This is a genomic window from Cellulomonas uda (genome assembly GCF_006538705.1).
Taxonomy (GTDB): domain Bacteria; phylum Actinomycetota; class Actinomycetes; order Actinomycetales; family Cellulomonadaceae; genus Cellulomonas; species Cellulomonas uda.
This window is the reverse complement of record NZ_BJLP01000047.1, coordinates 24,309-33,352: the sequence shown is the minus strand read 5'-3', so window position 1 is coordinate 33,352 and position 9,044 is coordinate 24,309. Positions and strand designations below refer to the sequence as shown.

The 9,044-nt window shown below is 71.0% G+C and carries 8 protein-coding genes; 7 read left to right on the top strand and 1 reads right to left on the bottom strand.

Annotation, left to right across the window (positions count from 1 at the left end; translation table 11 throughout):
* Window positions 1-48: 48 nt before the first annotated feature.
* Window positions 49-870: a class I SAM-dependent methyltransferase gene (locus CUD01_RS12955; RefSeq protein WP_141321628.1), complete on the bottom strand. Its 822-nt coding sequence runs from the start codon at window positions 868-870 to the stop codon at window positions 49-51.
* Window positions 871-1,009: 139 nt separating this feature from the next.
* Between CUD01_RS12955 and CUD01_RS12950 the strand changes: the two genes are divergently transcribed.
* The 7 genes from CUD01_RS12950 to CUD01_RS12920 all read left to right on the top strand — a co-directional run bounded on the left by CUD01_RS12950 (window position 1,010) and on the right by CUD01_RS12920 (window position 9,043).
* Entirely contained in the window at window positions 1,010-2,035 is a 1,026-nt protein-coding gene (locus CUD01_RS12950) for a 6-phosphofructokinase (RefSeq protein WP_094180079.1), read from the top strand.
* Window positions 2,036-2,253: 218 nt separating this feature from the next.
* Window positions 2,254-3,723: a 30S ribosomal protein S1 gene (rpsA, locus tag CUD01_RS12945; RefSeq protein WP_094180078.1), complete on the top strand. Its 1,470-nt coding sequence runs from the start codon at window positions 2,254-2,256 to the stop codon at window positions 3,721-3,723.
* Between the two features lie 144 nt (window positions 3,724-3,867).
* Window positions 3,868-4,512 (top strand): dephospho-CoA kinase, encoded by a 645-nt coding sequence (gene coaE / locus CUD01_RS12940; RefSeq protein WP_141321626.1) that lies wholly within the window; start codon window positions 3,868-3,870, stop codon window positions 4,510-4,512.
* A 225-nt stretch (window positions 4,513-4,737) separates the two neighbouring features.
* A complete protein-coding gene (locus CUD01_RS12935) occupies window positions 4,738-5,154 on the top strand; it encodes a hypothetical protein (RefSeq protein ID WP_141321624.1) in 417 nt (138 codons plus the stop codon).
* A 63-nt stretch (window positions 5,155-5,217) separates the two neighbouring features.
* A complete protein-coding gene (gene uvrB / locus CUD01_RS12930; RefSeq protein ID WP_094180075.1) occupies window positions 5,218-7,323 on the top strand; it encodes an excinuclease ABC subunit UvrB in 2,106 nt (701 codons plus the stop codon).
* A gap of 59 nt (window positions 7,324-7,382) precedes the next feature.
* On the top strand, window positions 7,383-7,811 hold the full coding sequence (locus tag CUD01_RS12925) for a VOC family protein (RefSeq protein ID WP_141321622.1): 429 nt from the start codon (window positions 7,383-7,385) through the stop codon (window positions 7,809-7,811).
* A gap of 233 nt (window positions 7,812-8,044) precedes the next feature.
* The gene (locus CUD01_RS12920) at window positions 8,045-9,043 is read left to right on the top strand and encodes a TerC family protein (protein ID WP_141321620.1); all 999 of its coding nucleotides are present in this window, start codon (window positions 8,045-8,047) and stop codon (window positions 9,041-9,043) included.
* The last annotated feature ends 1 nt before the right edge of the window (window position 9,044 follow it).

Sequence of the window (9,044 nt, the reverse complement as noted above, 5' to 3'; positions counted from 1 at the left end):
GGCGGGCGGCCCGCGGGCCGGGCCGCCCGCCGTCACGCCCCTGCGGGGTCAGGGGCGGTGCGTCACGAAGATCGCGGTACCGGGCAGCAGCGCGCCCCGGACCGGGCCCCAGCCGCCCCACGTGCGGTCGTGCCCCGCGGGCCACTCGGGCTCGACCACCCGGTCCAGCACCAGGCCCGCGCCGACGACGTCCGCGACGTGGTCGCCGAGCGTGCGGTGGTACTCGGCGTACAGCACGGCCCCCGACGCGCCGAGCTCCACGTACGGGCGCCGGTCGAAGTAGGAGCGGATCGCCGTCAGGCCCTCGGGGTCGTCGGGGAACGCCCACCGCAGCGGGTGCGTCACCGCGAACACCCACCGCCCGCCCGGGCGCAGCACGCGGGCGGCCTCGACGTGCACGGCGCGCGCGTCCGGGACGAACGGGATGGCGCCGAACGCGGTGAACGCGACGTCCACGCACGCGTCCGGCAACGGCAGCCGACGCGCGTCGGCGACCACCGCGGGCACCCGCACGCCGGCCGCCTCGTCGTACCGGCGGCCCGCGGCGAGCATCGAGCGCGAGACGTCGGTCGCGAGCACCGAGGCGCCCTGCGCGGCGAGCCAGCGGCTGCACTGCGCGGCGCCCGCCCCGACCTCGAGGACGCGCGTCGCGGGCGTGATCTCGCCGAGCAGCCGGGCGTCGGCCTCGCGCAGCCCCTCGGGGCACCAGACGAAGTCGGCCGGCCCGAGGAACGCGCCGTGCTCGTCGAGGTAGTCGTCGGCGTTCGCGTCCCACCAGCGGCGCCCCGCGGAGCCGTCGTCCGCGACGTGGCGGAACGCCACCTCCGCGAGCTCGTCCGGGCGGTCGTCGTCGTGCGCGGCGGAGGGCATGCCACCAGTGTCGCCGACATCCCTGGGACGGAAGGTCTGCGCTGCTCGCGCCGCGCGCCGTTAGGCTGACGTGCACACGGACGCCCGACGACGCGCGGACCGCTGTTCCCCCACCTGTTGTCGACGAAGGAGCGCACGCGTGCGAGTCGGTCTGCTCACCGGAGGTGGCGACGTCCCGGGGCTGAACGCAGCCATCCGGGCCGTGGTCAAGCGAGGCGAGGGGGAGTACGGCCACCAGATCGTCGGCTTCCGCAACGGGTGGCGCGGCGTCGTCGACGGCGACGTCCAGCCCCTCACGCGCAAGGACATCCGCAACGTCCTGCCCGTGGGCGGCACGCTGCTGGGTACCGCGCGGTTCCACCCGCACGCGTCCGACGGCGGGATCGACGCCGTGCTCGCGACTCTCGAGGCCGAGCGCCTCGAGGCGCTCATCTGCATCGGGGGCGACGGGACCCTGCACGCCGCGAGCAAGATGGCGGAGGCGGGTGTGAACATCGTCGCGATCCCCAAGACCATCGACAACGACGTGTGGGGCACGGACCAGTCCATCGGCTTCGACACGGCCGTGACGGTCGCGACCGACGCGGTGGACCGCATCCACACCACCGCGGAGAGCCACAACCGCGTCATGATCGTCGAGGTCATGGGCCGGCACGCCGGGTGGATCGCGACGACCGCGGGCATCGCCGGTGGTGCGGAGATCGTGCTGGCGCCCGAGGCGCCGTTCGACATCGAGCGCATCGAGCGGTTCCTCAAGCACCGGCACCGCGCGCACGCGAGCTTCTCGATCATCGTCGTCGCGGAGGGTGCGGTCCCGGCCGAGGGCACGGCGATGCACTACGAGACGCAGGTCGGCAAGTTCGGCGAGATCGTCGCCGGCGCGATCGGCGAGCGGCTCAAGGCCGAGATCGAGCAGCGCACGGGGTTCGACACGCGCGTGACCGTGCTGGGCCACGTGCAGCGTGGCGGGACGCCGACGCCGACCGACCGGATCCTCGGCAGCCGGTTCGGCGTCGCGGCGATCGACGCGGTGTCCCAGGGGCGCTCGAACGTCATGACCGCGCTGCGCGGCGACCGGGTCGAGCTCGTGCCCCTCGAGGAGGTCGCGGGCAAGGTCAAGCACGTGCCCGCGGAGCTGCTCGCGGTGGCCAGCGCGCTCGCCTGACCTCCCCGGGGACGCTTTGACCGGTCCCGCCATCCACCGATAGGGTGGACGGCGGTGCCGCGCGCCTTCTTCTCGCGAGCCCGCGTGATCTCCCGTTCGTCGGGAGCCGCGACGGGCCGTCGGGGGCCTCGAGAACACATCCACGTGATCCCGTCGTCGAGCCGTGCCCGCCGTCCACGTCCGAACTACTTCCTGTCCGCATCGGAGCCCACCACTACATGAGCATCTCCACCCCCGCGAAGTCCGGCACGCCGCAGGTCGCGATCAACGACATCGGCACGGCCGAGGACCTCCTCGCCGCGATCGACGCCACCATCAAGTACTTCAACGACGGCGACATCGTCGAGGGCGTCGTCGTCAAGGTCGACCGTGACGAGGTCCTGCTGGACATCGGTTACAAGACCGAGGGCGTCATCCCCTCCCGTGAGCTGTCCATCAAGCACGACGTGGACCCCGGCGAGGTCGTCAAGGTCGGCGACGAGGTCGAGGCCCTGGTCCTCCAGAAGGAGGACAAGGAAGGCCGGCTGATCCTGTCCAAGAAGCGGGCGCAGTACGAGCGCGCGTGGGGCACGATCGAGAAGATCAAGGAGGAGGACGGCGTCGTCACCGGCACCGTCATCGAGGTCGTCAAGGGCGGCCTCATCCTCGACATCGGTCTGCGCGGCTTCCTTCCCGCGTCGCTCGTCGAGATGCGTCGTGTCCGCGACCTCGGCCCCTACGTGGGCAAGGAGATCGAGGCCAAGATCATCGAGCTCGACAAGAACCGCAACAACGTGGTCCTGTCGCGCCGCGCGTGGCTCGAGCAGACGCAGTCCGAGGTCCGCTCCACCTTCCTGCAGACGCTGCAGAAGGGCCAGGTGCGCCCCGGTGTCGTCTCCTCGATCGTCAACTTCGGCGCGTTCGTCGACCTGGGTGGCGTGGACGGCCTCGTGCACGTCTCCGAGCTGTCCTGGAAGCACATCGACCACCCGTCCGAGGTCGTCGAGGTCGGCCAGGAGGTCACGGTCGAGGTCCTCGACGTCGACTTCGACCGCGAGCGTGTCTCCCTGTCGCTGAAGGCGACGCAGGAGGACCCGTGGCAGGCCTTCGCCCGGACGCACGCCATCGGCCAGGTCGTCCCCGGCAAGGTCACCAAGCTCGTCCCGTTCGGCGCGTTCGTGCGCGTCGAGGACGGCATCGAGGGCCTCGTGCACATCTCGGAGCTGGCCGTGCGCCACGTCGAGATCCCGGAGCAGGTCGTGCAGGTCGGCGACGACGTGTTCGTCAAGGTCATCGACATCGACCTCGAGCGTCGCCGCATCTCGCTGTCGCTGAAGCAGGCGAACGAGGGCTTCGACCCCGAGTCGGAGGACTTCGACCCCGCGCTGTACGGCATGGCGGCCGAGTACGACGAGCAGGGCAACTACAAGTACCCGGAGGGCTTCGACCCGACGACGAACGAGTGGCTCGAGGGCTTCGAGACGCAGCGCGAGGCGTGGGAGGCCCAGTACGCGGCCGCGCACGAGCGCTGGGAGGCGCACCGCAAGCAGGTCGCGGACGCGCAGAAGGCCGACGCCGAGGCGCAGACGCCCGAGGGCAGCAGCGCTCCTGCGCCGTCGACCTACTCGTCGTCGACCGACGAGGCCACGGGGACGCTCGCGTCCGACGAGGCGCTCGCCGCTCTGCGCGAGAAGCTCACCGGCAACTGAGCAGCTGAACGCACCGCGGGCCTCATCCCGCGGCACGCTCCACGACGGGCCGGTCACCTACGGGTGGCCGGCCCGTCGGCGTGTGCCGGGCCGGCCTCGACCTGCCGCGGGCGCGGGACGGCCCGTGCGGGCAGGATGGGGCCCATGCAGCGCATCGGGTTGACGGGTGGGATCGCGGCCGGCAAGTCCGTGGCGGCGCGCCGCCTGGCCGAGCGAGGCGCCGTCGTCGTGGACGCCGACGCGCTCGCGCGCGAGGCGGTGGCGCCGGGGACGGCCGGGCTCGACGCGGTGGTCGAGGCGTTCGGTGCGGAGGTGCTCGCACCCGACGGCTCGCTCGACCGCGCCGCGCTCGCGTCAGTGGTGTTCGGCGACGACGAGCGTCGGCGGACCCTCGAGGCGATCGTGCACCCCGCGGTGCGGCGCCTGTCGGCCGAGCGTGAGGCCGCCGCCGCGACGGCCGACCCGGGCGCGGTCGTCGTCCACGACATCCCGCTGCTCGTCGAGACAGGTCAGGCCGGCTCGTTCCACCTCGTCGTCGTCGTCCACGCGCCGGCGGTGCTGCGCGTCGAGCGCCTCGTGCGGCTGCGCGGCATGTCACGCGAGGACGCCGAGGCGCGGGTCGCGGCGCAGGCCGGCGACGACGAGCGCGTGGCGGTGGCGGACGTGGTCCTGGACGGGTCGGGGACCGACGCGGACCTGCGCGCGCAGGTGGACGAGCTGTGGGACCGGCTGTGCACGGAGCGGACGCAGGAGCGGGCCGCCGAGGAGACCGACGCGCGGCACGGCTGAGCCGCCCGCCGTCACACGGCGGTGTGAGCGGATGCGGCGTCCGAGGCACTCTCGGTCACGATCTGGGAACGGCCGTTCCGCCCGTCCGCGCGAGCCGCTATGGTCCCGCCAGACCGGGGACGAAAGTGCCTTGTGCCTGGTGGGGGCTCAACTTCGACGGTCGGACGACCGATAGACGACACATCCGGTGCCGAAGAGGTCGCCGCAACAAGGAGGTACGAGCGGATGGTCAAGCCCGTCCAGACGCGCGCGTCGGTGTCGGTCGCGTCGTCGGCGCTGTCCGAGGGTCGCATGCTCGAGCTCGCGGAGAAGGCGGCGATGTCCGGCGACTCGGACGTGGGCCGGTTCCGCGTCGAGGCACGCACCCCGCACTCGACGACGGTGTCGCTGCGTGACCACATCGAGGGTGCGGAGCTGATCCGCTTCGAGGTGCGCACCGACCGTGCGGTGGGCCGCACCACGGCCCGGACCGCGATCACGTTCTTCCGCACCAAGGACGGCGGCGTCAACGCGCTCATCCCGATGGCGAAGCGCAAGCTCCTCGGCTTCAGCGCGTACGAGATCTTCATGGACTGGTACGTCGCCGCGGTGGTGCGCGAGGACCCGAACGCGATCGTCACCCTGGTCGACGGCAAGGACTGAGCCCCGTGGCCGGCGATTGACGCCGGCGACGGGTGTGTCGGTGGTCCGACGTACCGTGGTGCCATGCGTCCAGTCACGGAGCTCCAGCGGACCGTCGCGCCCTTCGAGGTCGTGTCGGACTACACGCCGTCCGGCGACCAGCCTCAGGCGATCGCCCAGCTCACGCGTCGGCTGCAGGCCGGCGAGAAGGACGTCGTGCTGCTGGGCGCGACGGGTACCGGCAAGTCTGCGACGACCGCCTGGCTGATCGAGCAGGTGCAGCGTCCGACGCTCGTCATGGCGCCGAACAAGACGCTGGCCGCGCAGCTCGCGACCGAGTTCCGCGAGCTGTTGCCCAACAACGCGGTCGAGTACTTCGTCTCGTACTACGACTACTACCAGCCCGAGGCGTACATCGCGCAGACGGACACCTACATCGAGAAGGACTCGTCGATCAACGACGAGGTCGAGCGTCTGCGGCACTCGGCGACGTCCTCGCTGCTCACACGCCGTGACGTGGTCGTCGTCGCGTCGGTCTCCTGCATCTACGGTCTGGGTACCCCGCAGGAGTACGTGGACCGCATGGTCACGCTGCGCGTCGGCGACCAGGTGGACCGCGACCAGCTGCTGCGCCGGTTCGTGCAGATGCAGTACTCGCGCAACGACATGGCGTTCACGCGCGGCACGTTCCGGGTGCGTGGCGACACGGTCGAGATCATCCCGATGTACGAGGAGCTGGCCGTCCGGATCGAGTTCTTCGGGGACGAGATCGAGGCGATCGCGACGCTGCACCCGCTCACCGGTGAGGTGGTCCGCGCCGAGGACGAGATGATGATCTTCCCGGCGACGCACTACGTGGCGGGGCCGGAGCGCATGGAACGCGCGATCCACGGCATCGAGGCCGAGCTCGAGGAGCGGCTCGCGGAGCTCGAGCGGCAGAACAAGCTGCTCGAGGCGCAGCGCCTGCGGATGCGCACGACGTACGACATCGAGCTGATGCGGCAGGTGGGCTCGTGCTCCGGCATCGAGAACTACTCGCGGCACATCGACGGACGCGCGGCCGGGTCGGCGCCCAACACGCTGCTGGACTTCTTCCCCGAGGACTTCCTGCTGGTCATCGACGAGTCGCACGTGACCGTGCCGCAGATCGGCGCGATGTTCGAGGGCGACATGTCACGCAAGCGTTCGCTCGTCGAGCACGGCTTCCGCCTGCCGAGCGCCGTCGACAACCGCCCCCTGCGGTGGGAGGAGTTCGTCGAGCGCATCGGGCAGACGGTCTACCTCTCCGCCACGCCGGGCGACTACGAGCTGTCGATGTCCGACGGTGTCGTCGAGCAGATCATCCGCCCGACGGGCCTCGTCGACCCGGAGGTCGTCGTCAAGCCGACGAAGGGTCAGATCGACGACCTGCTCGGCGAGATCCGCGACCGGGTGGACCGCGACGAGCGCGTGCTCGTCACGACGCTGACCAAGAAGATGGCCGAGGACCTCACGGACTACCTTCTCGAGAAGGGCGTGCGGGTGCGGTACCTGCACTCCGAGGTCGACACGCTGCGCCGCGTCGAGCTGCTGCGCGAGCTCCGGCTCGGCGAGTACGACGTGCTGGTCGGGATCAACCTGCTGCGCGAGGGCCTGGACCTGCCGGAGGTGTCGCTCGTCGCGATCCTCGACGCGGACAAGGAGGGCTTCCTGCGCTCGGGCAAGTCGCTCATCCAGACCATCGGCCGCGCGGCGCGCAACGTGTCCGGCCAGGTCCACATGTACGCGGACAAGGTCACGCCGGCGATGCAGCTCGCGATCGAGGAGACCAGCCGGCGCCGCGAGAAGCAGGTCGCCTACAACCTCGAGCACGGGATCGACCCGCAGCCGTTGCGCAAGAAGATCGGCGACATCACCGACATGCTCGCGCGTGAGGACGCGGACACCGCCGAGCTGCTGGGCGGTGGCGGCCGTCAGACGAGCCGCGGCAAGGCGCCGGTCCCCGGGTTCGGCTCGAAGGCGGCGCCGTCCGACGAGCGGACCCGGCTCACCGGCGCTGCCGCGGGTGAGCTCGCGACGCTGATCCAGGAGCTCACGGACCAGATGCACGCGGCGGCCGGTGAGCTGCAGTTCGAGCTCGCCGCGCGGCTGCGTGACGAGATCTCGGGCCTGAAGAAGGAACTGCGGCAGATGCAGGCCGCGACCGCCTGACGGCACGACGCGTCCACCCACGCGCCACCCGCCCACCCGCAGGACGACGAGGAGTGAGCATGGCAGCACGGATCCAGGTCACGTTCGACGCCGCGAGCCCGCCCACGCTGGGCCGGTTCTGGGCGCAGGTGCTCGGCTACGTGGAGGACGCGCCCCCGCCGCCGTTCTCGACGTGGGACGAGGCGCTCGACGCGATGGGCGTCCCGGTCGAGCAGCGCGACTCCGCGTACGCCGTGGTCGACCCGGACGGAGCCGGCCCGCGCCTGTGGTTCCAGAAGGTCCCCGAGGAGAAGTCGGGCAAGAACCGCGTGCACCTCGACGTGACGGTCCGGCCGGACCTCCCGCGCGAGGAGCGTCCGGACGCGGTGCGTGCCCGGGCGAGCGAGCTCGAGGGGCTCGGCGCGCGGCGGCTGTACGAGAAGGAGGAGCTCGGCAGCTTCTGGGTGACGATGCAGGACCCCGAGGGCAACGAGTTCTGCGTCCAGTAGCGGCCCGACGCGCGCGGCCGTGGACACGTGCGGCGCGTGGGGCATCCGTCACCTACGATGGCGGACGGTGAAGGGGAGTACCCCACAATCGGCCGCGTCGTCATCACGGACGCCGCCGGTCCAGCCCGGCGATCCGCCGTGGTGGCGACCGACGGAGCCCGGTGCGGTCGGCCCGCATCGCGGGCGGGGGAGACCTTCGGTACTCACGCACAACTCGTACCGGAGGTCTGTCCATGGATGTCTCGAGCCTCGTCTGGCTGCTCACGGCCGCCGGCGTCGTCGGTCTGCTCGTCTTCGACTTCTTCGCGCACGTGCGCACGCCGCACGAGCCGACGTTCCGCGAGTCGGCCTGGTGGTCGTCGGTCTACATCGTCCTCGCGCTGCTGTTCGGTGTGGCGGTCGGCGCGTTCTGGGGCTGGGACCACGGCGCGGAGTACTTCGCGGGGTACGTGACCGAGAAGAGCTTGTCGGTCGACAACCTGTTCGTGTTCCTGATCATCATGACGAGGTTCGCCGTCCCCAGGGCGTTCCAGCAGAAGGTGCTGCTGGTCGGTGTGGCGATCGCGCTGGTGCTGCGCACCGTGTTCATCCTCGTGGGCGCGGCGGCGATCGAGCGGTGGTCGTGGGTCTTCTACCTGTTCGGTGCGTTCCTCGTGTACACCGGCGTCAAGCTCGCGCGGGAGGACCACGACGGGTCCGACGAGAAGGAGGTCGGCGACGGGTTCCTCGTGCGGGCGGTGCGTCGCGTCTTCCCGACGACGACGGAGTACGACGGCGACCGGCTCACGACAGTGGTCGACGGCAAGCGGCTGCTCACGCCGATGCTCCTCGTCATGGTCGCGATCGGCTCGACGGACATCCTGTTCGCGCTCGACTCGATCCCCGCGATCTACGGTCTGACCGAGGAGCCGTACATCGTGTTCACCGCGAACGCGTTCGCGCTGCTCGGGCTGCGTCAGCTGTACTTCCTCATCGGCGGGCTGCTCGAGCGTCTCGTGTACCTCTCGCAGGGCCTCGCGGTGATCCTCGGCTTCATCGGGGTGAAGCTCCTGCTGCACGCGATGCACACCAACGAGCTGCCGTTCATCAACGGGGGCGAGCACATCGAGTGGGCGCCGGAGATCCCCATCTGGCTCTCGCTCACGGTGATCCTGGGGACCCTCGCGGTCGCGACGGTCGCCAGCCTTCTCAAGACACGCAGCGACCGACGCGTCGCTGCCGGACAGGAGTGAC